This window comes from Bacillus sp. FSL K6-3149, from assembly GCF_038630515.1.
Lineage (GTDB): Bacteria > Bacillota > Bacilli > Bacillales > Bacillaceae > Bacillus > Bacillus pumilus.
In genome coordinates this window covers 2,137,100-2,162,623 of sequence record NZ_CP152034.1, presented here as the reverse complement: position 1 = coordinate 2,162,623, position 25,524 = coordinate 2,137,100, and the positions used below count along the sequence as shown (strand labels likewise).

Below are 25,524 nucleotides of genomic sequence, written 5' to 3'. Positions count from 1 at the left end.
GGGCTTTTCTTCTTTCACTATCGTTTTTCCACTGGATGAATGTCTTCTCCCAAAAAGGCGATATTAGGCTCTCCACTTTTTTCTAAAAACTCAGCAACTTCTTGCAGCTCTTGATTGATACAGTCATTTCTTGGCATATCTGGGTTTAATAGAAGGATGGAGTGAATCGTTGTCGCTGCTTCATACAAAACATGTTGATCGTTTATCTGTTGGATGCATTGTTTCATACGATCGAAAAACCATTCGATCTCTTCTGTTTCTTCCATCGGATAATGTGCCATTTTGAAGAGATTCTGCTGACGAAGATCCTGCCTCTCAAACATGTGTTCAAGCTCTTCTTTACTGACATATAAATCCGAAGCTTCCTCCTCAATCTCTACTACTTCGACCATCGCATCTTCAGCTGTATATAACTTCTCAATAAAGTCATCGAAAGTTTCTGCCAGCTTAAAATCTACTTCCAGCTCTAAATCAAAATAGTGAATAGGAGGATGTTCCTCCGTTTCTCGATAATCCATGGCGATCCATGTATCTTCTTCTCCGCTGATGATCACAAGTCCCTCAGGCAGATTCAATTCATTACATAACTCGGGACTATTCATGATGCCATCACCTTTCGCGATTCCTCTTAGATGGTCAAATTGAACATGATCCTCAGCCCATGAGTTCGGCTGTTCAGTTGGAAAAGCATTACGAACTGTAAAACCACCATTCCATTCTAAAATGAGCTTTTTGTATGTATCAGGTAAAGTGACTCCAAAAGCTCCCTCTGCTTCACGAATTTGTTCCTCATCTATCTTTTTTAACGTAAAAGGACTCTCTTCTTCTTTCTCCCAGAATGATTTCAAAGTGGGTGCCTCCCAATCTGTATTAAGGTCAGTATAACATTGGTTCATTATGAATTCTCTACTCAAACTTATCTATTAATAAACTGGTGATGAGGAGAAGATCATAAACCTTTCATCCTCTCTGATACCTTAAAGGCTGTAAGCTTTACGACAAAATAAAAAAGCCCCTTGGAGGAGGCTTTTTTACGTTTGTTTTCTTGAAGCAACCTCGATGTTGCTGTTATCACTTTTAGAAAGTGATGGAATACCAGCAGTAGATGCGAGTACAATGACTGCCAATGCACAAAAAACAACTTTTTTAATACTCATAAAGACAGTCCCCTTTCAAAATTTTTGTTTGCGCGTCCAACATTTTCATTAAAAATTCATTTGCTGTTTCGTGATCATTTTTAGATTTGAACACACCTGCCACATCATAAGACAGCTCTTCTAAATAAGCATAAATTTTGTTCTCATCTAAAAAATGAAAGACCTGTTTAATTTGGTCAATATTTACTTTATCAACATATAGGGCTTTGATAAAGTGGAACAGTCGTTTGTATAAATCGTCATCATATTGAACAGAGATCGAAAAGCCATAATCAAGGACATCTTTTCCCTTTTTATAATCGCCTTTTTTCATCAATAACGATGACAGAAAATAAAGCGAATGTGGTAAGTTGTCATATCGTTCATTTTTGTTGATACGAACAGCCTTTTCACAATAAGCAATAGCTTGATCTGTATCACCTAAACATTCATAGCAATCAGCCAGATTATAATATGCTGATGAGATCAATCTATTGTTTTGAATTTCTTCAGCCATCCTTAAAGATTTTTCTAAATGAGGAAGAGCTTTATCGCTGCGTTTCATATCATCGTAGTTTCCTGCAATTACAAATGAGCATTGAATCTTTCTTACTTTATACAGGTCATATTGTTCGTAAATCTCCATTGCTTTCAGAATATGGTGCATAGATACATGTGTCTGTTTCATCATGTAATAAGCTTCTGCAACTTTAAAATGGAATTCAGCTCTTTCAATTTCGTCAGAAACAATCTCCAGCTTTATTTCTGCTTTTCTATAATATTTTATCGCTTCTACATACTCTTTATTACTGAATTCATACATGCCTCTGAAAAATAAATTGTAATACTCTAACATGCCGGTGAGCGTTTCTTGAGAGGTTTCTATCAGATCTAAGAGGGATGAAATGGTTGGTCTATTTTTATTAAAGTCTACAGGTTTAATGTAATCTAACATGATTTGATGTCGAAAGCACATCAATTGATAATAAATGAGTAAATCTTGATCCTCTTCCATTCGTTCAATTTCTTGTTCTACCTCAGCTTTCAAAATCTCTGCGTCGGGTACACTGAATTGCCGAATCATTTTATACCATTCATTTATTTTCACACCTACATGTGAAGAAAGAACTTTCTCCATCCCTTATTCCCCTTCCACTAATTTCCCTTATATTACATTTATTATCACATATAGGAATTTACAAAGCACCGAAAAGAAACCGCAAAAAGAACAATTGTTACATCAATAAACCTTTGGCACATTATCATTACAAAACAAAAAGGCAGACTCATTTCAGTCTGCCTTCATCTTCTAGATTTTCATGGGAGCACCTTTTGTCTTCAGGTAATATGCAATGAATCATTTAACCACTCGTCACAATGTTCAATAAGCCACCTCAAATATTCAACATATTGACCGGCATGATAGCCATCACAAACAGCATGATGTACTTGTATGGCAACGGGCAAAATGATTTTTCCTTCTTCCACCTTAAATTTGCCTATCGTAAATATTGGCAGTAAATAAGCTTCATCTGTAGATACATTAAGGTTAAAAGAAGTAAAATCAATCCACGGTAGACTTGAAATATTGAACATGTTTTCTGGCATATGAGGTTTCGGAAATAGGTTGCTGCTTTTGCTAAATGTTTCAATATCGGCTACACAGCTTTTATAAAACTGAGCAAAGTTTTCATCAAAAGGCGTCCAAATACTTGAAAACGTCTTTGTTTCTTTATTTAGAATCGTATAACTAGGATGGAGAATCTCCCAGTAACCCAGTTCATCGTTCACTTGATCCATCCGAAACTCAGGAATTTTTTGCACAGCTCTTGCTAACAAATAAATTTGCACAGGATATACTTTTAGCTTTTTTTCTTTTAATATTGCATGCAATTTCGTGATGTCTAGATTGATCACCAGGCTATATGAGCATCGGGTTAACGTCATATAATGGTGAAAGTGCTCTTTTCGCGGATAATTTTCGTCTATTTGTTTAAACAATTTTATCTCCTCCTGAATGTGATTTACTGTATTCAGGAGGAGACTTTATCTGTTTTCACCACCACAATCATCCTTTCAAGAGATATGTCATGTTTCTGTCCATTCAAAGTCTACCATGAGCTTTGCCTACGTTAAAGCCTGCAGCAACTCGAATAAAAAAGCACCTTCTATTGTAGAAGTACTTATCTTATATTCTAGCACTAGCTTTTTTATATTTTTGAAGAAATTGATGACCTTCATTTAAAAAAACTAGAAAACGCTTATTTATAGTTTCAATAACGATTCTATCTGGTTGACCATATGGAGCACCAATTCTATAATCAATATCATCTGCAACTCCATACTTGTTCGACTCTTTAATACTAACGATTTGATCAATTGGTATTTCTGTTTTAGATAAACCAAATTTTAAGACTAAACATTTTTCATCAAAACTATAACGAGTTTTTAGGAAAACAGTAAAAATAAAGAAAAGTGCTAATAAAAAGATTAACATAATTACATATTCCATAGAATCACTCTTTCTTATGCTTTTATCTAATTTTACCATGTTTTTTACTTTTTAAAACCAACAACTTTAAGAGAAGTGTTATATAAGTTTAAATTCATCCTAGTAAGGCAAGTTCTATGAAGTGCTGTTCATACATTTGTATAAGTTAGCTGCGATTCCCCCCTCCTCTATATTAGAAAGAATGACTGAGATACTTCTCAACTGTTTTACCAAAGTAAAACTTATTAAAGAGCATCTATATATGTCCAGCGTACTTTTAGTGAAGAAATCAATTGTTTTAGTTCGTTGCGAATGACCTTTGTTCGTGTAATTCCTCTCTTGCTAACATATAAATTTGCCAGGATATACTTTTAGCCTTTTTCTTTTAATATTGCATGCAATTTCGTGATGTCTAGATTGACCACCAGGCTATATGAGCATCGGATTATCGTCATATAATGATGAAAGTGCTCTTTTCGCGGATATTTATATCCTCCTGAATGTGATTTACTGTATTCAGGAGGAGACTTTATCTGTTTTCACCACCACAATCATCCTTTCAAGAGATATGTCATGTTTCTGTCCATTCAAAGTCTACCATGAGCTTTGCCTACGTTAAAGCCTGCAGCAACTCTTCGTAAGTCATCTTGCCCAACGTGAATTTTTCTAGTGCTATATATGTTTTCTCCGCTGAGGTATTCATTCTATTATGACATTCATTCACTAACTCATTTTCATTTGTTATTGGCTCATGTATATGATCTTTTTTTCGAAATGCTTCATAATATCTTATACCAAATATTCTCTGGGACATCGCATTGATGTGAATTCCGTCCGGGTTAAGTATAAGGCCTTTCGCAGTAACATAATAACAATTTTCATGATGATGTGCAGATTTTTGTAGTTCCTCATTGATCAGTTGATATTCCACACATCCTGCGCCAAATGCTCTCTTTCCTAAGAAATCGCCCAAACCTCCTATCAAAAGCGGAATGTTAGGTGCAGATAATTCAGTTCTTAGCTCATGAAATAATCTTAGTATTTTTTCATAATATGCTTTGTACTTCCCATCTTGGCTGTCACTTTCTCCTTGATGCCATAATATCCCGGCCAATTCGCTATTTTCCTTTGCAAATTTAGCTTCATTTATTGCATGACGAAATAAAGCCCCCTCTCGTGACCACTCATCAATGGAACTGCCACCTTCGGCACATGGAATCAGACCAATCTTCTCTCCTTCATGATCCTTACACCAAGCCTCCGCAAAGGAAGCCGCCAGTCCAACGCCAGCTACCGGCCTATCAAAATGAATAGGTTCAGTCATCATTTGCCATCTACCATTTCGCAGCATCATGATTCTTTCATTATAAATTGGCGGCACTTCATGCATGAAGCCTCGACCCGCCATATTGGATTGTCCAATTAGTAAAAATGACTTCATATCATTTTCCCCTCCACTAAATATTTTATTAAATATGTATTCGCTTGAACGTTATCATTTTCTTTTTTTATAAATTTCAACAATCTCAAGCCCTATTAGCGCTTATTTTAATTAATTCAAAAAGTGCATTCAGCTATTAACACAATGAAAACACAACACTCCTATAAAATGGTATTTAAGTCTCTTTTTTATATTTGTTGAAAAAGATAAGATTGTGTCGCAAGACTATATTTTCCATAGGAGGAATTACATGAAAAAACGGGCGTTGTTTATTATTTTGTTGTCCTTGTCCCTGATTTTGACCTCTGTTCCCCCAAGTTTTGCAACTGAGAAAAACACCTCAAAAGAAAACGACTCTTTTAAAAATCACGAAGAATTCACCGAAGAAATAGACGGATTGAAAACAAATATAAAAACCATGGAAAACGATTCGCAACATGTTACCACTTTTAAAACTAAACTTGGCACAATCACCTATACCTCTAACAAAGAGACAGGTAATATTTCTGTTTCTAGTAACTATCTAAAACCTGACGAAATAGCAGCAATTGAAGAACAGGTAAATAAGATTGCAAACAGCATTGTACTAGAAAATCAAATGAATCCAACGGTCACTAATTCAATTGAACAATTAGCAAATGATGATTTCATAACACAGAAACAAAAGGGCAAATGGGCATGGTCCAAATATGATCATTACCGTATTACAGTAGAAGGAAAGGCAGCTTTAGGGGTGATTGTAGCAGCCATTTTAAACCGCATTCCTTATGTTGGCTGGATTGCTACTGCCGCTGCTCAAATAATGATTCAATTGAAAATGAAAACAGGTTACTTCTCCGCACGTTGGGGAACACGAGCCGACACTGATATTTGTTATTTGTGGAGAAAGAGACACTTGAAAATGTTCTCGGACAGTAAACGTAAAAATAAAAAACTGGACGAAGTAGGATCGGCAGGAAAAGTTTATATGTGTGGAACTGGTTGAATAAAAAAGGCCCCAGTCTAATGCAGACTAGGGCTTTTTTTATTGCTGTTTTTGCTCTTTTAGTTTTTTGAAAATCACAAATTGATATACTCCAAATAGTACGGTTAGAATGATGATTGCAGTAAATATTTGTTCGACTGGAAGCAAGAAATATACGACAATAAAAGATAAAAGCAAAACAAGGTAACCTATATTGAACGCTTTTTTAAATGTCATCATATTACCTCCTTTTTACAATCATATCACGTTTTACCTAACCTTATAACCAACTTTTCACTATTAAAACACAAAAATTCCCTATCAAGGACAGTGGATTTACTTATTTCAATGCTTTTCGAAGAGCTGCTTTTGTCTTCGGACCATAGATACCATCAGCACTAAGCCCATACATGAGCTGGAATCGTTTAACCACATTTTCTGTTTTTGCTCCAAGTAGCCGTCTATCCCATTGTGTCAAAAGCTCGGTCACTTTAACGATGCCAGATGATAAGTCGAACACCTTAATCGTTTTGATCCAAAAAATACTGAGAAACAATCTGGTGGATAAAGATCGTCCCCAATCAACAGAAACAGAAACAGAACAATTATTCGTTTTCAGAAAAACAAAAAACCCTTGCTAGGCAAGGGTTCTAACGATGATTCCGACTGGGCTCGAACCAGCGACCTCTACCCTGTCAAGGTAGCGCTCTCCCAGCTGAGCTACGGAATCGGGTTATGTATCAGTTCTGGGCTTTCTGTTACTGACAGTCTCTATTATATAATCATCATGATCCGTCGTCAATGGTTTTGTTCAAAAAAGGTCAAAAAGCCGGCACAGCCGCCGGCTTTTTCTCTTCTTTATGATTGGTTTACAAGAACAGGCTTGAGTTGATCGAGTGCTTGTTTGAAGTCGCGTTTGAGGTCTTCTCCGTTTTCTACTCCTACACTTAATCGAAGCAGGCCGTCCGTAATCCCTCTTTTTTCTCTTTCTTCTTTTGGCATAGCAGCATGTGACATTTTGGCTGGGTATGACAGAATGGATTCGACGGCGCCAAGGCTGACGGCGAATACAGGTAATGTGACAGCATCCACTAATTCTTTGACCGCTGCTTGGTTTTCTAATTCAAATGAGAGAACTGCTCCAGCTCCGCTTGCTTGCTTTCGCTGAATGTCTGCCCCAGGATGGTCATCTAAGCCTGGATAGTATACTTTTTTCACCGCAGGATGCTCTTTGAGGAATGAAGCGAGTTCAAATGCCGTTTGGCTTGCTTTTTCTAATCTGACTTGAAGGGTTTTTAACCCTCTGAGCACAAGCCAGCAATCCTGCACGCCAAGGACCGCACCGAAGGAGTTTTGCAGCGAATAAAGCTCCTCACCCAGTTTCTCGTCTTTCACTACAGCTAACCCTGACAGTACATCACTGTGACCGCTCAAAAATTTCGTTGCGCTGTGCAGGACAACGTCAACACCAAGATCAAGCGGACGCTGAAGAGCGGGTGTTAAAAATGTATTATCTAAAAATGTCAGACAGTCATGTTCTTTGGCAAGCTGGACGACGCCCCTAATATCCGTAATCCCTAGAGTCGGGTTTGACGGCGTTTCCATGTAAATGACTTTTGTATTCGATTGAATGCCTCTTTTGACTTCATTCAAATCCGTCATGTCCACAAAGGTATGCTCAATGCCAAATCGCGAAAGAACTTGAGTAATCATTCTGAAAGTACCGCCATACACATCTCTTGTGACAAGGACGTGATCTCCTTTTGATAATAGAAGAAAAGCGGTTGAGATGGCTGCCATGCCTGATGCAAAAGCAAGCCCTCGTGTTCCTCCTTCTAGCGCCGCAATCGTATCCTCTAACGCTTGACGTGTAGGAGTCCCCGATCTTGAGTAGTCATATTGACCAAAATCATCGAAGCTGCTTTGATGAAAGGTGGACGCATGCTGAATCGGCACACTGACTGCACCTGTTGAACGGTCTGTTTTGAATGCATTATGAACGAGTTGGGTTTCGAATGTCCAATCATGTGTGGTCATTTGGCATGTACCTCCTCTTTTACTTGTGATAGTGCCTGTTTTAGGTCTGCCTTCAGGTCATCTACGTGCTCAATACCAACGGAGAAACGGAGCAGTTTGTTACACACACCGTTTGCAATGCGAATTTCCGCAGGAATATCCATGTGCGTTTGCGTCGCAGGATACGTAATGAAGCTTTCGACTCCGCCAAGACTTTCAGCAAAACATATCGTTTTCAGCTGCTTTAAAAATGGATTGACCCAGTCCTCTTCGGCTACACGGAATGACAGCATTCCTCCCTTGCCTGGGTAAAGGACATCTTGAATTTCTGGCTGTTTCTTTAAAAACTCAGCTAGCTCCTTCGCATTTGCCTCGTGCTGGCGCATTCTAAGAGCCAGTGTTTTCATCCCTCTCATTAACAGCCATGAGTCAAACGGAGATAAAACGGCGCCAATTGCGTTTTGATGCTGGAACATGTCTTCAGAGAGCTTCTCTCCTTTTGTCACCACAAGCCCTGCAAGAACGTCATTGTGTCCACCTAAATATTTGGTTGCACTATGGATGACAATGTCCGCTCCAAGCGTAATCGGCTTTTGCAAAACGGGTGTGTAAAAGGTGTTATCGACAATGACCAAAGCGCCATGTTCTTTTGCAATCTTCGCTATTTTTTGAATATCTGCTTCCTGCATAAGTGGATTTGTCGGCGTTTCAATAAAGATTGCTTTTGTGTTTGGCGTGATTTTAGAGCGTAAACAGTCTTCATCTGAAAAATCATCGTAAAGAAAACGTAAGCCGTACTTTTTCCATTCGTTTTCAAACAAACGGTATGTACCGCCATATAGGTCTGATGAGACGATGAGTTCATCACCGCTTTCAAATAGCGCCATGATCGTTTGGATCGCAGCCATTCCCGAACTGAAGGCAAATCCGGCCGTCCCTTCTTCGAGTGAAGCAATTGCATCCTCTACAAGCTGTCTTGTTGGGTTTTTCGTACGAATGTAATCAAATCCGGTTGATTCCCCTATGCCTCTATGTCTGTAGGCTGTTGAAAGATAAACGGGGGGACTGACCGTACCAGTCGCCTCTTCGCTGCGGTTTCCAATTTGCGCTAATGTCGTTTCCACATGTTCTGTCATTTGACACCATCCTAAGTAAAAATCTGATTTCAAAACAGAAAACCCCTTCTTCATAAGAAGAAGGGGTTTTAATCGCTTCCTCTTATCTTCCAAGCAAAAAAGCTGCTTGCTGGATTTAGCACCTTGGTACATCACATGAAGTGATGCATACCGGTTGCTGAGGTTTCAAAGGGCCAGTCCCTCCACCTCTCACGATAAGAATGTGTTGTCTGTCTGTTCTAATTCTTAATACTGTAACGCATTAAATCTCATTTTTCAAGAGGAATCTGAACAATTAATTGAAATTTTCTGTATTTTATAACAGATTCGGTGTTAACTGAATTGATTGCATGTTAGCATATAGGAACAACGCTATTTTTCATGTTACAATGAATGGAAACGTTTCACTTTGTGATGAAATCGGTTAGCTGGAGGAATGGATTATGGTGAAGAAAACAGGCATTATTCAAGAAGAAACCTTACATTCAAAAGAACTTGGGGCGGATATGACCCTTTTGATCTATTTGCCAGTCAATTATTCCCCCCTTTATACATATCATGTCATCATTGCCCAAGATGGTCATGATTATTTCCGCTTAGGCAAAATAGGCAGACAGGCAGAAGAATTGATGCAAAACAAAGAAATGGAACGCTCCATTATCATTGGTGTTCCTTATGAAAATGTCACGGAAAGACGGAATACGTATCATCCAGACGGCACAAAATTTGAAGCGTATAAACGCTTTTTAGCAAATGAACTTGTCCCTTATATTGATACGCATTATCCAACCTATCAAATTGGCTCAGGTCGCACGTTTATTGGTGATTCACTGGGTGCTACGATTTCTCTTATGACAGCGATTGATTATCCTTCTTTATTTGGCGGACTCATTTTGCAGTCCCCTTACGTCGATGAGTCAGTCTTAGAAGCTGTTAAACAGTCGACAGCCCTTTCTCATTATGCGATTATCCATCAAATTGGACTGGAAGAAACGGCTGTGAAAACAACAGATGGCCAAGTGCTTGATTTTATTCAGCCAAACGACGATTTAAAGGCACTTCTTGAACAGTCAGGTGCAGATTATTTATTTGAGACCTTCGAAGGGGATCATAAATGGACGTTTTGGCAGCCGCTCATTGCGCCTTCGTTAAAAAGAATGCTCCCATATTCGTTAATCAACTGAATTTTGTTATAATAAACAATAATAAATACTTTCTTAATCAGGAGGGAACAAGATGAAATACGGAGTTGTTATATTTCCATCAAAAAAATTGCAAGATATTGCGAACTCTTACCGGAAGCGTTATGATCCGAACTATGCACTCATACCGCCTCATTTAACACTTAGAACACCTTTTGAATTAACGGATCTAGAAGCGGCTGAGGTCGTCTCAACGTTAAGAGAGTATGCAAAAAATGTTTCTCCTATTACGTTACGTATTAAAAAATTCAGTTCATTCGCTCCTGTAAACAACGTCATTTATATGAAAGTAGAACCGAACGAGGAAATCATGGCGCTCAATGAAAGATTGTACGCAGATCCACTTGAAGGTACACCTGAATATGCCTTTGTTCCGCATGTGACAGTGGCTCAAAAACTATCAGATGATGAGCATTCAGACGTACTTGGCACATTAAAGCTGAGAAAGATTGACCATGAAGAAACAGTGGATCGCTTCCACCTTTTATATCAATTAGAGAACGGATCTTGGACCGTCTATGAAACATTTATTTTAGGAGAAGAGGGTTAAGTACACTTGAAAACAGTCATCGCAACAGCACAAACACAACGAGAAGATGCATATTACGTTCGAAAAGAAGTATTCGTCAAAGAACAAGAAGTCCCAATAGAGATTGAAATAGATGAACTAGAAGACGAGGCCATTCATTTTGTCATTTATAACGATGAAATGAAGCCTCAAGCAGCCGCTAGATTACGGATCATTGAAGGGCCAAAGGCAAAGCTAGAACGAATTTGTGTGTTAAAAGAGGCGCGCGCTTTCGGCCTTGGCCACAAACTATTAGAAGCGCTGGAAACAGAAGCCATTGCGAATGGAGCGAAGGAAGCGGTTATGCACGCACAAGTCCAAGCTCTTCCTTTCTACGAAAAAAAAGGCTACAAAGCCGTATCTGAATCGTTTGAAGAAGCGGGGATCACACATGTCAAAATGACAAAAACACTGTCTGTTTGACCAAAAGAAAAGCCAGAGCATTCAAGATGCCCTGGCTTTTCTTTCTTTATCATCGTTCGTCAATGGAAGAAAGCGCAATCATTTATATATACGTATTAATATGAACGCCTTTGCCTTCCTCCATAAACATATCTCGTACAAAGCGTTCCCGCTTTTTTTGTTGTACTTTCGTTTCCGCTTCTGTCACTAAGTCCTCTTTTTTCTCCAACTCTCTGTATATCTTGTCATGAAAGGTGCGAGTAACCTTAGTTACTTTCGCGTAGTCTTCTTTATCCTGAGGAGCAGGACGATTGATATATTGAAAATACAGATCCGGCTGAATCGGGGCTATATATCCCATCAAGAACGCCTCCTTTGCTTCTCTTCTACTCTACTATTCCCTAATTAATACTGTTTGAAACACGTATCATTTGATATGATTAGATGTGTTTCTTTTTAAGATTGATTAACTATTGGAGGACTAGCTTTGAAATGCGCACGACGACATGATCGAACGATCTCATTACATACGTATTCGAGAGAACATTATCAATTCCTCCATGACGAGGGAAAAAAAGGGCACTTATTCTGCCCATATTGCGGACAACCAGTCTTTTTCAGATTAAATATACATGAAGAACCTGCCTTTATTCATAAACATATGTCTCAGCAAGAGCTGTGTGAACAAGCAGAAGAACAAGAAGATCAGAAAAAACACGCAGAGCGAGAGGAAAGTGCTTCTTATAAAGAACTTGGGGGCTTCCGTTTTCCAACAGGTAAACAAATCATCTCGCAAACGGATGAATCATATGACTGGCAGGAACCAAGGTCGATTCAATTTAGTGATGCGTTACATTTAGAAGAGAATGAACAGGCACATACCATCGATCTCTTTCCGCATATCACCTTTAGCACACCGCAGCTTCAAGCTGTCACACATAAAGACGGTCCAATGCTGGTGCTGGCTGGCGCTGGCAGCGGGAAAACAAGAGTCCTGACAGCAAGAGCGGCTTATCTCATGTCACATCATCATATTCCTGCTCACCATATCTTACTCGTGACTTTCACCACAAAAGCCAGCAGTGAAATGAAAGAAAGACTGCGCAAGCAATATCAGCTTCACCCATCACAAGCAAGCCAAGTGGTGACAGGCACCTTCCACAGTCTTTTTTATAAAATGCTGCTTCACGATGACGCAAACAAATGGAATGGCCAGCACCTGATTAAGTTTGATTGGCAGAAGGAACAGTACATTCGGAAAGCCATCATGAATGAAGGACTAGATGAAAAAGACTACCCTACCGATCAAGTCCTGCAATCGATCGGCTATTGGAAAAATGCTTTTTTACCAGGTGAGCTTCCTGATTTGAAGGATGAAAAGGAAAAACACATGTGGACGATCTATCAATCTTATGAACATCAAAAACGAGACAATCAGCAATTTGACTTTGATGACATGGCCATTGCCTGCTTGCACATGCTGACTGAAAAGCCTGAACTGCTGAAACGGTATCAAGAACGGTTCAAATATATATTGGTGGATGAATTTCAGGATATAAATCCAGTTCAATATCAATTGATTCAGCTGTTAGCTGGAGAATGTGAGCAGCTATTTTGTGTCGGTGATGATGATCAAGCCATTTATGCCTTTAGGGGCAGTAATCCTGCTTTCATTCTTGAATTCAAACGAGATTATCCTTCGGCTCAGATTGTCCATTTACATGCCAATTATCGGTCGCATCATACAATTGTCGCAAGTGCGGATGCCATTATTAAGAAAAATCAGCATCGTTATGAGAAAACGTTAAAAGCCGTCCGATCGGAGACAATCCCTCCTACGCTCTTTTATCCATATGACGAGGAAGAGGAAGCGACCATGATCGTGGCAGATATTCAGGAGAAAATTAAAAACGGCGCAAAGCCGAATGATATCTGCGTGCTCTTTCGCACCAATACGGGAGGCCGCGCGATTTATGAGCGTCTGCATCAATCCGCGATTCCGTATGAGACGGAGGCTGGTGTCAAAGCCTTCTACAGCAGACGAATTGTTCGGGTTCTTCTCGCCTTTCTCTCTTTAAGTCAGGATGCCGATGATGTGGCTGCTATGAAACAGCTGCTTCCAGTTTTCTTTTTAAAGCAACAGACCTTAAACACAATGAAGGCACTGACCATCACGGAAGATTGTTCAATGGTCGACGCACTCGGAAAACTAACTGATATTCAGCCGTTTCAACAGAAAAAGCTGCAATCTATTGTTCCTCTGTTCCGCACGTTACGAAATTTAAAGCCGTCTGATGCTGTGGCGTTTATTGAACAAAAGATGGGACTTGGTGATTACTTAAAAAAACGAGTGAATGATACGAATGTGCTTGAAAAAGGGGCGGATGACGTACGAGATGTAAAAACCGCCGCCAAACGCTTTGAAACGATTGAAGCCTTTCTCGCACATGCCGAACACATGAAATCTGCCGAAAAGGAAAAAACAGACGAACCAGGTGTTCAGCTCATGACGATTCACCGGGCAAAGGGTCTGGAATTCCAAACGGTGTACATCACTTGCGTGGTCGACGGAGCACTGCCTCATGATTTCTCACTTGATGAACTCAGAAACGGTGATGAAGAAGCCTTGGAAGAAGAGCGCCGTTTATTATATGTGGCCATGACAAGAGCTGAACAATCTCTTTATCTATCGGTTCCATCATTTAGACGAGGGAAAACCGCTCATCGCTCGCGCTTTTTATATCCCCTACTAAAGAAAAATCGAGCATTATTCACAGAAAAACAACAGGCCCCCCTTTAAGCGGAGAGCCTGTTGTTTATTTTTTGTTGTTCATCATTTTAGCGATGGTATTGAAATCAAGCTTTTCTTTTCCACTTGTAATCGATTGAACGATTTTGTCTTCCATTTCTTTCGGTACACGTTTATTCGCAAGCTGCGCTACTTTTTTAATGACGCCTCGAACCGTTGCTTCATCTTTAAAGTTGGCATTTTGCAAAGAACCTGCAAGCTTGAAGACATCGTTCATATTCACACCTGTTTTATTTTCAACGCTTTTAAAGAATTTATTATCCATTCATTTGCCTCCTCTTTGTGGAGTAATCACCTTACTATATGAAAATAGGCGAGATATGTGCCTATCCTAAAGCCTTGTTTGCCCAAAGAGAAAGGAAAGCAAAAGGCTCCCCTATTGCTTCCCTCACCTTCTTACTGTTTAGTTAAAGAAAGAAGCACCAACGATGATTAGAAGGATGAAAAGCACAACGACAAGAACAAATGTTGATCCATATCCGCCGCCATAACCTCCGCCGTAGCCGCCGCAAGAACCGCCACCGTAACCGTAACAACTCATATATAAGCACCTCCTCTTCTCCCTTACAAAATATGAAAAATACAACAAATGGTTTGGACGATCACATAAAAAAGTGCGGAATTTTTATTTCTGCTGTTTAAAGACGTAATCTGCCTCTCCATGACGCACAATGAATGCTTCTGTTTCTTTCGCAAAAGCATCCATCTTCACGCCAAATGCTTTTAAATGCTCCTCAAGATCCTTCGCTTTATCCGCTAGATCCATTTCAACCTTTTCGTGCGCTTGCTCTTTCCCATCATGGGGTTTAGTGAACAAGGAACCGATTAATTGTTCGAATGCATCCATTCTGGTCACCCCTTCTCTCTTACATATGCATCACTCAAAAAAAGGGCAACAAAAAAACCGGATAAATCCGGCTTTTGTTTTCTCTTCTATTGAGGTTTCTTTTTCTTTCCACAGCCGCAGCCTGCTTTTTTAATTTTCTTCGTATAAACAGATTGTTGATTTGACTGCGCTGGATAACCTTGAAGCATATGTGACGGTGTTTCATTTGGTTTCATCGCAACCCTTCCTTTCCTCTTCCATGATAGTATATGCATTTTTTGAAAGCGCGTCTGATCAGAATGCCTTTTTATTTCACCAGCTTTGAGACAATTGCTTCAATAATGCCTGCTGCTGCGGCAATCGCTAATAGTAAATTAAGCCACATGCTAATGACAGGAAATAATATGTATATCAGAAGTAAAGCAGCAGTGCACCACATGCCAGTACACCAATAACAGCTTAACAGCTCTCCTACCCAAGACCGCAGCCCTTTACCTTTAATGATAATATATGTCTCTACTTCACCTTGTTCATTGACCTCTTCTTGTTCTTCATGAAATAAACGGCGGAAAGGAGCAGTAATGGTATCAAACACAATGAGCCTCGTCAGTCTAAAGGATGCGAGGGCAAACACGACAAATGACAAAGCACCGCTCAGGAGCCTCCACCTCCTTCTTTCTTCTTTTTTGCGTCCTTTCTTTATATATGCAAAAAGAAAGACCGCCATGATGAATCGAGCGGAAATAAAATTGGGTTGTACTTTTTCACACTTTCCGATTCCACCTTGAGCCTCTGCTGCATTAAATAATATATAGATAAGAAAGGAGTGAAAGTATTGTCTATTGAAGAAAGTGCTGATTTATTATACACACAACTGTTAAACGAATTAATCAGCAATTATGATGATTTCATTGAGATCAAAGATTCCGAAAATGTCACAATTCATAAAACAGATGTAACAGCCGCACTCTCCCTTCAAGCGACCGTAACGACAATCATTACTCTTTTAATCCAACTTCTTGTACCAGACGATGAATTGGCTACAGACATCACAGATCAGCTTTTAGCCACACAACAAGTGACAGTCCAAAAGAAAACTGTGATCCAAATCATCAATTGCTATAACGTCACGATTACATTATCAGATGCATCTATTATGAACTCTGTCCAAATTCTCACTCAAACATTGAATGTACTATTAGTTGAAGCTGGCATTCTTTGACCCTTTCTTTTTCTAACATTATGTATGAAAGAGGTGAAATAATCGTGGCTGAAGAGAACGAAAAAAAGGAGTTTCAAATCAACACTGATGTTGATCCATTAACGAGCCTTCTTGTAAGTGATATTTTAAACAAAAACAATATCACAGATGATCAGAAAGCAAATATTTCAGATGATCAAAGAAGAATGATTTTGAAATTAGTTGAGGACTTACAAAAGAAAGCAGATGACTTCGTACAGCAGCAGCAGGAGAAAAAAAGGCAGGCTGAGGCAGCAAAACATGTGGAAGAAGCAGCGCCTGAACCGCAAGTACGTCCAAAACGAAATTCACTTCGAGATCGTATTCAGCAGCGCCGTGATGCGCAGCGAAACAACGATTAAATAAAAATGGGTTGCCTGCTAGGGTAAATGCCCGAGACAAAACCATTCATTCCAGCATTTAATAAAGTAAACGGAAGGAGGAATAGAAATGGAATCTAAACCATACTCTTGGGTCGCTCTAGATCGTAACTGTACACACCACGGCGATTACAACAACTACGAAAGAAAAGCAGTTTGTGACGGCCACTTTTTTGATGATGAAGATGTCTTACAAGACTTTGATCAAGTGAGTTTTACAAAGCAGACGTCTGAGGAAGTCATTATCGTCAGAGACTCTTGTGACATTAACGTATCTTCTGTTGACGCACAGGTTGCAGCATCTATTCAAGTAGCTGTTCAAACAGCGATCATCACCATTACAAATATCTCAATCGCAGACGGGGATTTAGCAGACCGCGTCACACAGGATCTTTTACAAGCCGCTACTCACAAACAAACAAACCGCCAAAAACTTGTCATCGAAAATTCAAGAAACGTTACAGTATCGACAATCGATGCGGACATCTCGATCGCAATCCAAACACTTACTCAAACACTTGTTGCGACAATCGTTGCAATCGGTATCCTCTAATGTCCAAAAGCAGAGCGAAAAGCTCTGCTTTTCCTTTTATAAAAATACAACAAATATAAATAGTCATTTACCCACACCAACTAGAGGGCGCATACATATGTTGTTAAGGACTAAAGTCAAATACCTTGTTAAAGGAGCTGAAATCCATGAGCTGCGGAAAACACCATGGCCGACATGATGAAAACTGTGTATGCGATGCGGTTGATAAGATTTTAGCAGAGCAGGAAGCTGTAGAAGATAAATGTCCTACGAGCTGCTACAGTAATTTATTAAGCCCAACCGTTTCTGGAAAAGATACGATTCCGTTTTTACTTTTCGATAAAAAAGGCGGATTGTTTTCTACTTTCGGAAACATTGGAGGATTTGTTGACGATTGCCAATGCTTCGAATCCATTTTCTTCCGGGTTGAAAAATTACACGACTGCTGTGCTACGTTATCTGTATTAAGACCTGTTGATGTACACGGACATACGCTAAGCGTTTGTCACCCTTGTGACCCTGACTTCTTTGGTTTAGAAAAAACGGACTTTTGTATTGAGGTTGATCTAAACTGCTTCTGCGCAATCCAATGTTTAAACCCAGAACTAGTAGACAGAGTCATGCCATCGAAAGATAAAAAGCATCATCACCACGGCTAAATCAACCGGCCATTGATCTCACTTGTCATGAGTCAAAGCATCCCCTTCCTTACGAATGACAGTCAATCATGCGGAGCAGTCAGCATAAGAGCTGCCGCTTCCGCATTGATTGTAAGTAGAAGTATCAACCGGCAAAACAAAAAGCTTGTAGATGATGACAGTGCTCAAACACTCAAACAAATTTCCTAGTATAGGAGGGTTGAATATGAGCCGCAAACATTCATGGAATTGTGTAGCAGAGGCTGTTGAAAATATTAACGACTTACAAAATGCCGTCGAAGAAGAATGCCCGACCAGCTGTTACAGCAATCTCCTTTCTTCATCCCATTCATTAGGTGACACTGTCCCGTTTGTTCTCTTTACATCCAAATCAAAACCATTCGTCGCATTCGGAAACGTCGGAGAAGTAGATGCAGGTCCTTGCTTCAGCACTACATTTTTCAGAGTCGAACACATCTCTGACCACTGCGCAACACTCAGCTTGCTTATCGCATTTGACAAAGACCGTCATATTTTAGATTTTACAGACAAAGATTCCGTATGTGATGTGTTCCGATTAGAAAAATCGAAGTATTGCATTGAAGTAGATCTTGACTGCTTCTGCGCAATCGAGTGCTTAAATCCACGACTCATCAACCGTAACTGCTAACAAAAAAAGTCCCTCTATGGGACTTTTTTTATTCGTTAAAAGCCAAGTGGATGAATCGAGGAAATTTCATCTATTGCTAATTCAACTGGATTTCCCCCGCCCGCTGTTCGAATGACCACTGTATCTTCTTTTCGATCCATGATAATCCCTCTATATGTTTTACCATCAGCTTCAATCAGGCAAAGGGCTCTTGGCATATTATGAGGCAGGCTTGTGAGAAAATCGACTTTTTCGTCAATGCTCATCTGACTTAAAGGCTTTTTCACTCGTTTTCTTCTAGGTTCTTCTTTTGTTTCATGAAAAACGCCTTCTGGCGGCTTCTCCTCTTCTCGCTGAGGTTTTCGTTCTTGTATAAGCTCTGGCTCTTTTGTGATGTCTTGTTCTTGGGTAAGCTCTGCTTCTTGCATCATGTCTTGCTCTTGCTGACGCTCAGGCGGCTTTGCTTCTTTTTTCTTCTCGATTTCTTGAGCCACGGGTTCCTCGTGCGTACTTTCTTCGATCTTGTCTTTTTTACTCTTAGAAATTTCTTGTGGTTTTTCTGATTTCTTTCGCTTTCTCACAATATTTTGCATGGCCGGCATTGACTCATCATAGCTCGGCTGAACAATATACATAAGCGGCTTCTGGTTCTCATCACCTTTATTTGACATACTAATCCCTCCCGAATGATTCATTCCTTATATATATGAGCGGACGCCTCAAATCAGAAGAAAAATAAAAAAACAGCATACCCTTATTCGGTATGCTGCAAATCATTTAATTGGTTAGCGAGCAATGATATGGAAGCCAGAATCAACATGCAGATTCTCACCTGTCATGCCGCGTGATAGATCACTGAATAAGAATAGAGCTGTATCGCCAACTTCTTCAGGAGTCGTTGTACGACGAAGCGGTGCACGCTCTTCAATATCCTTCAGAATGGTATTAAAACCACTGATGCCTTTTGCAGACAGCGTACGAATTGGACCAGCAGAAATACTATTCACACGAATACCTTCTGCGCCTAAATCAGCTGCTAAGTATTTCACACTTGCTTCAAGTGCTGCTTTTGCTACACCCATTACGTTGTAGTTTGAAACCACACGCTCTCCGCCTAGGTATGTAAGCGTGACGATGCTTCCACCTTCTGTCATCAATGGACGTGCTGCTTTTGCTACAGCTGTTAAAGAGTATGCACTAATGTTGTGCGCCAAAAGGAAACCTTCACGGTTCGTGTTTAAGTATTCACCGACAAGCTCTTCCTTGTTTGCAAATGCAATCGCATGCGCAACGCCATGAATGACTTGTACTTTTTCTTTAATTGTAGCGAAACATTTTTCGATTTCTTCGTCACTTGTCACGTCACATGGAAGAATGATTGAATCATCACGCTCAAGTGTGCTTGCAAGTTCTTTTACAGATTCAGCAAGACGATCTCCAACATAAGTAAAAATCAAACGAGCTCCAGCTTCGTGAAGTGAGCGGGCAATTCCCCAAGCGATGCTTCGTTTATTGGCAACACCCATTACCACGATATTACGGCCTTCTAAAGAAAAGTTCATATGTAATAAAGCCTCCTATTTTTTCAAGACATAGTATTAGTACCTGATCATAATATTATCACAGATCATGAGAGAATGACAATTTCCGCAGAAAGAAAGTTTCTTTTTCATCAAAAAACCGTCCTCGCAAATGAAGACGGTTCGATTCTCTCATCGTTTGAGCCGGTTTTGCTGATAAGCAAAATGGTTGGTAGGTCCGTGTCCAGCCCCAATATTCAAAGGGAACTTGATGGCTTCATGGACAAAGGTTTCTGCTGTGTCAAAAGCCTCCCTCATGGAGGATCCTTTCGCAATTTCAGCTGTTAATGCCGCTGCAAACGTGCAGCCTGTGCCATGTGTATGGGGAGTATCAATGTGTTCGTTTGTGACTTCTATAAAGCCTTTTCCATCATACAATAGGTCTGTAATCATTCCGCCAGATGGACCGTGACCGCCTTTGATCACGACATGTTTCGTACCAAGCTCATATAAACGCTCCGCTGCTAGATAGCGATCCTCTTTTGTCTGAATCCGCATGCCTGTCAGCACTTCTGCCTCAGGAAGATTCGGCGTTACGGCATAGCTGACAGGCAGCAAGTGTGTTTTCAACGCTGTGACCGCATCTTCATTTAATAAAGAAGCGCCTCCTTTTGCTATCATCACTGGATCGACAATGAGCTTCATGTCATATTGAACCGTTTTTTCAGCAACTATCTTGATCATGTCTGCGCTCCACAGCATTCCTGTTTTGACGGCATCTGGCAGTAAATCCTCTGCCACTGCATCAATTTGACTTTCTAACGCCTCGTTTGAAAGCGGATATACTCCGTGAACACCTAGTGTGTTTTGTGCTGTAATCGCTGTGATCGCAGACATTCCGAACACACCGAGCTCCTGAAAGGTTTTTAAATCAGCTTGAATGCCTGCTCCGCCGCCAGAATCAGAACCTGCAATTGTGAATGCTTTTTTGATCGTCATTTCATCACACCTCTCATTAGCCAATCCATTGATGATAAATGGTTCTTGCTTTTGCCATATCATTTGTGCCATGGACAAGAGCTCTGCCGTCTTTAAATAAGACAAGCTTATATTCATCCTTTTGACAGGAAAGCAAATACGGATTTTCAAGGACATCCATCCCTGCTTTCTTTAACCGAAGAGCCACTTCGTTTAATGGCGGCGGGGTTTCGGCTGCACTGCGGATTTGGACCGTATTGCGGCCGCATAGTACATCTGCTTTCGCTCTCTTGTCATAGGAGAGAAATGGATATGTCTTCAGTCCGCAGCTTGGACATTGCTTCTTCTTTAAGGAGCTGGCTGATCGGATGTCAGACCGCTCATTGGTCCATAAATCAAAGGATCTTAAAATTGGCGTCACTTGATGACCTGTTAAATACTTCAGAGCATCTGCCACTTGATATGCTGCCACCTGCTGCACAACTGGACTAATGATACCGGCTGTATCACAAGTCATGCCTTGTGCGGGTAAATGTTCAAGCAGGCAGTGTAAACACGGCGTTTCACCTGGCATGACAGTAAATTGAATACCATAGCTGGCGACGCAAGCTCCATAAAGGAATGGAATTTGATGTTTGACGGCAGCATCATTTGCGATCATTCTCACCTCAAAATTATCCGCTGCATCAACAATGATTGAAGCTCCGCTGACCAGTTCTTCAATCTGTTCAGCGGTCACATCAATGACAATTCCTTTGACCTGCACGTCACTATTTATCTGTTTGAGTCTATTTTCAGCCGCCACAGCCTTTGGCAGTCGATCCTGTACATCTTGCTCCGTGTAAAGCTGCTGACGCTGAAGGTTGCTCCATTCAATATAATCTCGATCCAAAATGGTGACAGATCCAACGCCAGCACGAACGAGCATTTCCGCACTAGCTGTTCCAAGCGCTCCTGCACCAATAATGACAGCCTTTGAGTCATTTAACCGCTTTTGCCCCTCTATGCCGATTGGCTGAAAGAGCTCTTGTCGTGAATAACGTGTGCTCAAAATGCCGGCATTCCTTCCTGCGGACTGCTTGCTGTCCCGTAGTTTTTCAAAGGAATACGTCCCGCCTCGAAGCCGAGCCTTCCTGATTCAATCGCCAGCTTCATGGCTTTAGCCATTTTCACAGGGTCCTTTGCACCTGACACAGCGGTGTTCAGTAATACAGCGTCAGCCCCTAGCTCCATCGCATAAGCCGCATCCTTTGGAGAGCCTACACCAGCATCAATAATCACCGGTACCTTTGCCTGCTCGATAATAAATGAGAGATTCAGAGGGTTTAGTAAGCCTTGCCCTGAACCAATCGGCGAAGCACCTGGCATGATGGCATGGACACCTAGCTCTTCTAATTTTCTTGCCAGTACCACATCATCAGATGTATATGGCAGCACGATAAATCCTTCTTCGAGTAGCATTTCGGATGCTTTTAACGTTTCGACTGGATCTGGCAGAAGAGACCTTGAGCAGCCAATGACTTCTACCTTGATCATGTCACACAGTCCAGAAGCCTTTGCTAAACGAGCAATACGAACTGCCTCTTCCGCTGTACTAGCACCAGCTGTATTCGGAAGCAGCGTATATTTTGATAAATCAAGCTGCTCCAAAAAGTTTGGCTGAGATGCTTCGAAAATGTTCATTCTTCTCACAGCAAAGGTTAATATTTCTGCTTCTGATACGTTCACGGCTTCTTTTTGAACTTCAAATGATGGGTACTTTCCTGTACCAAGTAATAATCTTGATGTGAATGTCTTTCCGCCAATGTGCAGCATGTTGTCATCCTCCTCCTACAAAGTGAACGATTTCGATCGTGTCATTAGGTTCAATTTTCACTTGTTGAAACGCTTCTTTATCAATAATTTCTTGGTTCTTTTCCACAATCACTACTCGATTTTCAAGCTGATAGTCTGATAGCAGGTCATAGATCGTTCCATTTTCTTGTTCGAAATCAACGATTCTGCCATTCAATTGAATTTTCATACAAACAGTGCCTCCTTTCGGCCAATACGAAATGCGTGAAGCCATTCCTTTTGGACCGGTTCACCTAATATCAGGTCGCGAATGATTTCTCCAGTAATCGGGGCAAGTAAAATTCCATTTCTGTAATGACCGGCGGCAAAAAGAATACGCTGATCTTCTGGATGTCTTCCAATGTAGGGATGCCGGTCGCTTGTCGCCGGACGAAGGCCAGCCCAGCACTGATCAATCGGCATCTCCTTGATCGAAGGCATCAGCTGTGACGCCTTTTGAATAACAGCTTCAATGCCGCCAAGCGTCGGAACAGTTTGCCACTCGTTTGGCTTCATCGTTGCGCCAACGACCAGTTTGCCGCTATCTCGTTGAACGATGTAACTATGATCATGGTAAATGGTGTGTTGGAGTGCTGGACCATGATTCCATACAGACACACATTCCCCTTTTACTGGATAAAGAGAATGAGATAATCCAAGCTCTTCAAAAAAACGGCCAGACCATACACCACTTGCTACAGTGAGATCATCACATGTAAATGTTCCCTTCGTTGTTCTAATCGCTAACGCTTCTTTCTCCCGCTTCACTTCGATCACGGGTGTACACTCATTCACTTCTGCCCCGTACCTGACCGCCGCCTGCCAAAATGCCCGGCACACCGCATAAGGTTCGACATGAACATCCTCTTTAATCAAACCTGCTCCTAAGATGTTCTCTGCTATTTGAGGCATGCATTTTTTTACGCTGCTTGCGTCAAGCCACTCAAATGTAGACAAATGCTGCATGCGGCAAAGTGCTTGTTTCTCCTCTTCTGTAAAGGCTACCTTCATGATACCGCCCGCTGATGTTCGAATATCAATGCCAGATTCATGCTGTAGATCGACTTTTAACTTTTCGTACAATGCCTGGCTTGCTCTGCCTACTTGAAAAAAAATATCCTCATGACCCTCTCCTTCAGCATGTGCACCAAGCATCCCAGCAGCCGCACTTGTCGTTTGCTTCCCTACCTCATTCGCCTCAAATAAGACGACCTGCTTTCCTGCTTTTGCAAGGTGATAGGCAATGGACATCCCTATGATTCCACCACCAATGATTGCCACATCATAATGCTTCTTCATAAGGATGCTCCTTTACTTGTTTAGAAAATGCTTGTGCCATCTTGCGCGGCTGATGATGAGTAAAAATTCCAGACATGACAGCAATCCCTTTCACATTCGCGTGTCTCAATTCTGGAATGCGGTCAGGTGTCACACCACCGATTGCCACGACTGGAATAGATAGTAGAGATGTCAGTTCTTTCACAAGCTGTACGCCTCTTGCCTGAAGTCCTGGTTTACAAGTGGTGTCATATACGTGCCCAAATATGACATACTCTGCTCCATTTTTCTCAGCTGCTTTCCCTTCTTCAATCGAATGAACAGAGACGCCCGCATGAAGATGAGGGAATTTTTGCCGCAGCTCTTTTGGCGAAAAGCTATGGCCCGGGAGATGTACCCGGTGAATATTGGTGAGCAGTGCAACGTCTACTCTGTCGTTGATGATGAGCTTCTCTTTCGGTACACCTTCTAAAAGGAGACCTTTCACGAGATCAACAAGCTCACTTGCTGTTTTAGACCGTTCCCGGATATGAATAAAATCCACTTCAGGTGCAATGTTTTTTATTTGTTTGATCAGCTCACCCGCAGGAAGCGAATCATTTGTCACTGCGTGGAGTTCCATTTGCACCAACCCCATCTAAGCATGCTGTTTGCCACATTTCTTTTTGATACGCCATCTCCCAGAAATGGTATTCGTAATAGCTTGAAATCACAAAATTTTCTTTCATATTGGCCCGTACATGTTCTGGTGCTTTTTCGGCTAGTTCATCAAAGCGGTTGACCTGTTCAAAGACAAGTTCCTTAAACCAATCCCCTCCATATGTCAAAATCCATTCCTGATAAATCGGATGGTCAGGTGTGGTTTGTTTCAGCTTTTCACCCACCTCATAATAAAGCCAGTAGCACGGCAATAACGCAGCTAATATCTCTTCGAATCGTCCGCTTTTCACAGATCGGTACATATGAGACGTATACGCATATGCAGTGGGAGAAGGCTTAAAGTTCTCGATGGCTTCATCTGAAATCTCTAAAAGCTCTGTAAACTTTCTATGCAGCGACAGCTCTGCTTCATACGTTCCCTGCGCATGATACGCCATTCTGCCGGTCGTATGTAAGTCCTCACTAATTGCCGCTCCATATGCTTGCACCTTTGCAAAATGAGTTAAATAATATGAATCTTGCATCACATAATACGTGAAACGATCGAGTGACAGCGTGCCATCGCCAATCCCTTTCACAAAGGGGTGTGTAAAGCTTCCATTCCACCATGGTGCTGCTGCTTCTTTACATTCAGTTGAAAATGTCATGTTTCTCTCCTCCTGTTTTTCCATATAAAAAAGCCACTTTCCGTATGGAAAGTGGCTTGGAATTTGTAAAAAGCATAATCAAAAACCGCACCACTTCCCTACGCAGGTATGAACCTGTTCAGGTAATGAGGGTCTAAAAGTCGATACTTTTATCTCAGCCCTTTTAAAGGACTCCCCTAGTGGATCAAATATATGATGT

Annotated in this window: 34 protein-coding genes, 1 tRNA gene, 2 pseudogenes and 2 riboswitches; of the genes and pseudogenes, 10 read left to right on the top strand and 27 right to left on the bottom strand. The window is 40.9% G+C overall.

The window, feature by feature from the left end:
- Positions 1 to 17: 17 nt before the first annotated feature.
- The 7 genes and pseudogenes from MHB83_RS10870 to MHB83_RS10840 all read right to left on the bottom strand — a co-directional run bounded on the left by MHB83_RS10870 (position 18) and on the right by MHB83_RS10840 (position 5,068).
- The gene (locus MHB83_RS10870) at positions 18 to 848 is read right to left on the bottom strand and encodes an SMI1/KNR4 family protein (protein WP_342496318.1); all 831 of its coding nucleotides are present in this window, start codon (positions 846 to 848) and stop codon (positions 18 to 20) included.
- A 183-nt stretch (positions 849 to 1,031) separates the two neighbouring features.
- Positions 1,032 to 1,157 carry a hypothetical protein gene (locus MHB83_RS10865; protein ID WP_262982764.1) on the bottom strand — a complete coding sequence of 42 codons (126 nt, stop codon included), beginning with the start codon at positions 1,155 to 1,157 and terminating at the stop codon, positions 1,032 to 1,034.
- Positions 1,147 to 2,274: a tetratricopeptide repeat protein gene (locus MHB83_RS10860; protein WP_284906246.1), complete on the bottom strand. Its 1,128-nt coding sequence runs from the start codon at positions 2,272 to 2,274 to the stop codon at positions 1,147 to 1,149. The genes MHB83_RS10865 and MHB83_RS10860 overlap by 11 nt, the downstream gene beginning before the upstream one ends.
- A 200-nt stretch (positions 2,275 to 2,474) precedes the next feature.
- On the bottom strand, positions 2,475 to 3,137 hold the full coding sequence (gene catA, locus MHB83_RS10855; RefSeq protein ID WP_137054763.1) for a type A chloramphenicol O-acetyltransferase: 663 nt from the start codon (positions 3,135 to 3,137) through the stop codon (positions 2,475 to 2,477).
- Between the two features lie 187 nt (positions 3,138 to 3,324).
- A complete protein-coding gene (locus tag MHB83_RS10850) occupies positions 3,325 to 3,648 on the bottom strand; it encodes a PH domain-containing protein (RefSeq protein WP_342496842.1) in 324 nt (107 codons plus the stop codon).
- A 356-nt stretch (positions 3,649 to 4,004) separates the two neighbouring features.
- Positions 4,005 to 4,082, bottom strand: a pseudogene (locus MHB83_RS10845) (type A chloramphenicol O-acetyltransferase); the annotation flags it as partial.
- Positions 4,083 to 4,237: 155 nt separating this feature from the next.
- Positions 4,238 to 5,068: a sialate O-acetylesterase gene (locus MHB83_RS10840; RefSeq protein ID WP_342496317.1), complete on the bottom strand. Its 831-nt coding sequence runs from the start codon at positions 5,066 to 5,068 to the stop codon at positions 4,238 to 4,240.
- A gap of 250 nt (positions 5,069 to 5,318) precedes the next feature.
- Here MHB83_RS10840 and MHB83_RS10835 point away from each other — a divergent pair, with 250 nt between their 5' ends.
- Positions 5,319 to 6,053 carry a hypothetical protein gene (locus tag MHB83_RS10835; RefSeq protein WP_342496316.1) on the top strand — a complete coding sequence of 245 codons (735 nt, stop codon included), beginning with the start codon at positions 5,319 to 5,321 and terminating at the stop codon, positions 6,051 to 6,053.
- Between the two features lie 39 nt (positions 6,054 to 6,092).
- On the opposite strand, the gene MHB83_RS10830 is transcribed toward MHB83_RS10835, so the two are convergent.
- From MHB83_RS10830 to MHB83_RS10810, 5 genes and pseudogenes are all read right to left on the bottom strand, one after another.
- Positions 6,093 to 6,269, bottom strand: a complete 177-nt coding sequence (locus tag MHB83_RS10830) for a hypothetical protein (protein ID WP_199852773.1) — start codon at positions 6,267 to 6,269, stop codon at positions 6,093 to 6,095.
- A gap of 103 nt (positions 6,270 to 6,372) precedes the next feature.
- Positions 6,373 to 6,506 (bottom strand): annotated as a pseudogene (locus tag MHB83_RS10825) (peptidoglycan-binding domain-containing protein); the annotation flags it as partial.
- A gap of 183 nt (positions 6,507 to 6,689) precedes the next feature.
- Positions 6,690 to 6,762, bottom strand: a tRNA-Val gene (locus tag MHB83_RS10820).
- A gap of 128 nt (positions 6,763 to 6,890) precedes the next feature.
- Complete coding sequence (gene metC, locus MHB83_RS10815) at positions 6,891 to 8,069, bottom strand: cystathionine beta-lyase (RefSeq protein WP_050945248.1); 1,179 nt, start codon at positions 8,067 to 8,069, stop codon at positions 6,891 to 6,893.
- On the bottom strand, positions 8,066 to 9,184 hold the full coding sequence (locus MHB83_RS10810) for a methionine biosynthesis PLP-dependent protein (RefSeq protein ID WP_050945249.1): 1,119 nt from the start codon (positions 9,182 to 9,184) through the stop codon (positions 8,066 to 8,068). The genes metC and MHB83_RS10810 overlap by 4 nt, the downstream gene beginning before the upstream one ends.
- 79 nt (positions 9,185 to 9,263) lie before the next feature.
- A riboswitch (SAM riboswitch) is annotated at positions 9,264 to 9,385 on the bottom strand.
- A gap of 221 nt (positions 9,386 to 9,606) precedes the next feature.
- On the opposite strand from MHB83_RS10810, the gene MHB83_RS10805 reads away from it, so the two are divergent.
- The 3 genes from MHB83_RS10805 to MHB83_RS10795 are packed head-to-tail and all read left to right on the top strand — an operon-like array spanning position 9,607 to position 11,356.
- Positions 9,607 to 10,347 carry an esterase family protein gene (locus MHB83_RS10805; protein WP_012009609.1) on the top strand — a complete coding sequence of 247 codons (741 nt, stop codon included), beginning with the start codon at positions 9,607 to 9,609 and terminating at the stop codon, positions 10,345 to 10,347.
- Positions 10,348 to 10,399: 52 nt separating this feature from the next.
- A complete protein-coding gene (locus MHB83_RS10800) occupies positions 10,400 to 10,915 on the top strand; it encodes a YjcG family protein (protein WP_003210845.1) in 516 nt (171 codons plus the stop codon).
- 6 nt (positions 10,916 to 10,921) lie between these two features.
- Entirely contained in the window at positions 10,922 to 11,356 is a 435-nt protein-coding gene (locus tag MHB83_RS10795; protein WP_050945250.1) for a GNAT family N-acetyltransferase, read from the top strand.
- 82 nt (positions 11,357 to 11,438) lie between these two features.
- On the opposite strand, the gene MHB83_RS10790 is transcribed toward MHB83_RS10795, so the two are convergent.
- Entirely contained in the window at positions 11,439 to 11,696 is a 258-nt protein-coding gene (locus MHB83_RS10790) for a hypothetical protein (RefSeq protein WP_003210759.1), read from the bottom strand.
- Positions 11,697 to 11,822: 126 nt separating this feature from the next.
- Here MHB83_RS10790 and MHB83_RS10785 point away from each other — a divergent pair, with 126 nt between their 5' ends.
- Positions 11,823 to 14,135, top strand: coding sequence for an ATP-dependent helicase (locus tag MHB83_RS10785; RefSeq protein WP_342496315.1), 2,313 nt, complete (start codon positions 11,823 to 11,825; stop codon positions 14,133 to 14,135).
- A 16-nt stretch (positions 14,136 to 14,151) separates the two neighbouring features.
- Here the strand turns inward: MHB83_RS10785 and MHB83_RS10780 are convergent, their stop codons facing one another.
- The 5 genes from MHB83_RS10780 to MHB83_RS10760 all read right to left on the bottom strand — a co-directional run bounded on the left by MHB83_RS10780 (position 14,152) and on the right by MHB83_RS10760 (position 15,628).
- On the bottom strand, positions 14,152 to 14,409 hold the full coding sequence (locus tag MHB83_RS10780; RefSeq protein ID WP_003212292.1) for a stage VI sporulation protein F: 258 nt from the start codon (positions 14,407 to 14,409) through the stop codon (positions 14,152 to 14,154).
- Positions 14,410 to 14,547: 138 nt separating this feature from the next.
- Positions 14,548 to 14,685: a YjcZ family sporulation protein gene (locus MHB83_RS10775; protein WP_003212017.1), complete on the bottom strand. Its 138-nt coding sequence runs from the start codon at positions 14,683 to 14,685 to the stop codon at positions 14,548 to 14,550.
- Between the two features lie 84 nt (positions 14,686 to 14,769).
- On the bottom strand, positions 14,770 to 14,991 hold the full coding sequence (locus MHB83_RS10770; RefSeq protein WP_050945252.1) for a hypothetical protein: 222 nt from the start codon (positions 14,989 to 14,991) through the stop codon (positions 14,770 to 14,772).
- Positions 14,992 to 15,077: 86 nt separating this feature from the next.
- Complete coding sequence (locus MHB83_RS10765) at positions 15,078 to 15,206, bottom strand: hypothetical protein (protein ID WP_258395192.1); 129 nt, start codon at positions 15,204 to 15,206, stop codon at positions 15,078 to 15,080.
- A 71-nt stretch (positions 15,207 to 15,277) separates the two neighbouring features.
- Entirely contained in the window at positions 15,278 to 15,628 is a 351-nt protein-coding gene (locus tag MHB83_RS10760) for a DUF1360 domain-containing protein (protein WP_034620057.1), read from the bottom strand.
- Positions 15,629 to 15,805: 177 nt separating this feature from the next.
- Here MHB83_RS10760 and MHB83_RS10755 point away from each other — a divergent pair, with 177 nt between their 5' ends.
- The 5 genes from MHB83_RS10755 (at position 15,806) to MHB83_RS10735 (ending at position 18,430) form a co-directional block, all read left to right on the top strand.
- The gene (locus MHB83_RS10755; RefSeq protein ID WP_044140425.1) at positions 15,806 to 16,192 is read left to right on the top strand and encodes a spore coat protein; all 387 of its coding nucleotides are present in this window, start codon (positions 15,806 to 15,808) and stop codon (positions 16,190 to 16,192) included.
- A 44-nt stretch (positions 16,193 to 16,236) separates the two neighbouring features.
- Complete coding sequence (locus MHB83_RS10750) at positions 16,237 to 16,572, top strand: hypothetical protein (RefSeq protein ID WP_050945253.1); 336 nt, start codon at positions 16,237 to 16,239, stop codon at positions 16,570 to 16,572.
- A gap of 88 nt (positions 16,573 to 16,660) precedes the next feature.
- Positions 16,661 to 17,143 (top strand): spore coat protein, encoded by a 483-nt coding sequence (locus MHB83_RS10745; protein ID WP_044140423.1) that lies wholly within the window; start codon positions 16,661 to 16,663, stop codon positions 17,141 to 17,143.
- Positions 17,144 to 17,289: 146 nt separating this feature from the next.
- Positions 17,290 to 17,781, top strand: coding sequence for a CotY/CotZ family spore coat protein (locus MHB83_RS10740; protein ID WP_003211658.1), 492 nt, complete (start codon positions 17,290 to 17,292; stop codon positions 17,779 to 17,781).
- Positions 17,782 to 17,986: 205 nt separating this feature from the next.
- A complete protein-coding gene (locus MHB83_RS10735) occupies positions 17,987 to 18,430 on the top strand; it encodes a CotY/CotZ family spore coat protein (RefSeq protein ID WP_044140422.1) in 444 nt (147 codons plus the stop codon).
- A 35-nt stretch (positions 18,431 to 18,465) separates the two neighbouring features.
- On the opposite strand, the gene MHB83_RS10730 is transcribed toward MHB83_RS10735, so the two are convergent.
- The 9 genes from MHB83_RS10730 to tenA all read right to left on the bottom strand — a co-directional run bounded on the left by MHB83_RS10730 (position 18,466) and on the right by tenA (position 25,325).
- On the bottom strand, positions 18,466 to 19,080 hold the full coding sequence (locus MHB83_RS10730) for a spore coat CotO family protein (protein ID WP_050945254.1): 615 nt from the start codon (positions 19,078 to 19,080) through the stop codon (positions 18,466 to 18,468).
- Between the two features lie 114 nt (positions 19,081 to 19,194).
- Positions 19,195 to 19,971 (bottom strand): enoyl-ACP reductase FabI, encoded by a 777-nt coding sequence (fabI, locus tag MHB83_RS10725; protein ID WP_003211867.1) that lies wholly within the window; start codon positions 19,969 to 19,971, stop codon positions 19,195 to 19,197.
- Between the two features lie 150 nt (positions 19,972 to 20,121).
- Positions 20,122 to 20,928 (bottom strand): bifunctional hydroxymethylpyrimidine kinase/phosphomethylpyrimidine kinase, encoded by an 807-nt coding sequence (thiD, locus tag MHB83_RS10720; protein ID WP_050945255.1) that lies wholly within the window; start codon positions 20,926 to 20,928, stop codon positions 20,122 to 20,124.
- Positions 20,929 to 20,944: 16 nt separating this feature from the next.
- The gene (locus MHB83_RS10715; protein WP_342496314.1) at positions 20,945 to 21,958 is read right to left on the bottom strand and encodes a thiazole biosynthesis adenylyltransferase ThiF; all 1,014 of its coding nucleotides are present in this window, start codon (positions 21,956 to 21,958) and stop codon (positions 20,945 to 20,947) included.
- Positions 21,955 to 22,722, bottom strand: coding sequence for a thiazole synthase (locus tag MHB83_RS10710; protein WP_034322849.1), 768 nt, complete (start codon positions 22,720 to 22,722; stop codon positions 21,955 to 21,957). The genes MHB83_RS10715 and MHB83_RS10710 overlap by 4 nt, the downstream gene beginning before the upstream one ends.
- Before the next feature lie 4 nt (positions 22,723 to 22,726).
- Positions 22,727 to 22,930, bottom strand: coding sequence for a sulfur carrier protein ThiS (thiS, locus tag MHB83_RS10705; RefSeq protein WP_044139614.1), 204 nt, complete (start codon positions 22,928 to 22,930; stop codon positions 22,727 to 22,729).
- Positions 22,927 to 24,039 (bottom strand): glycine oxidase ThiO, encoded by a 1,113-nt coding sequence (gene thiO / locus MHB83_RS10700; RefSeq protein WP_226805029.1) that lies wholly within the window; start codon positions 24,037 to 24,039, stop codon positions 22,927 to 22,929. Before thiO ends, thiS begins: the two co-directional genes overlap by 4 nt.
- A complete protein-coding gene (gene tenI / locus MHB83_RS10695; protein WP_003211366.1) occupies positions 24,023 to 24,640 on the bottom strand; it encodes a thiazole tautomerase TenI in 618 nt (205 codons plus the stop codon). Before tenI ends, thiO begins: the two co-directional genes overlap by 17 nt.
- Positions 24,615 to 25,325, bottom strand: coding sequence for a thiaminase II (tenA, locus tag MHB83_RS10690; RefSeq protein WP_003211004.1), 711 nt, complete (start codon positions 25,323 to 25,325; stop codon positions 24,615 to 24,617). Before tenA ends, tenI begins: the two co-directional genes overlap by 26 nt.
- A gap of 78 nt (positions 25,326 to 25,403) precedes the next feature.
- Positions 25,404 to 25,513, bottom strand: a riboswitch (TPP riboswitch).
- Positions 25,514 to 25,524 lie beyond the last annotated feature (11 nt).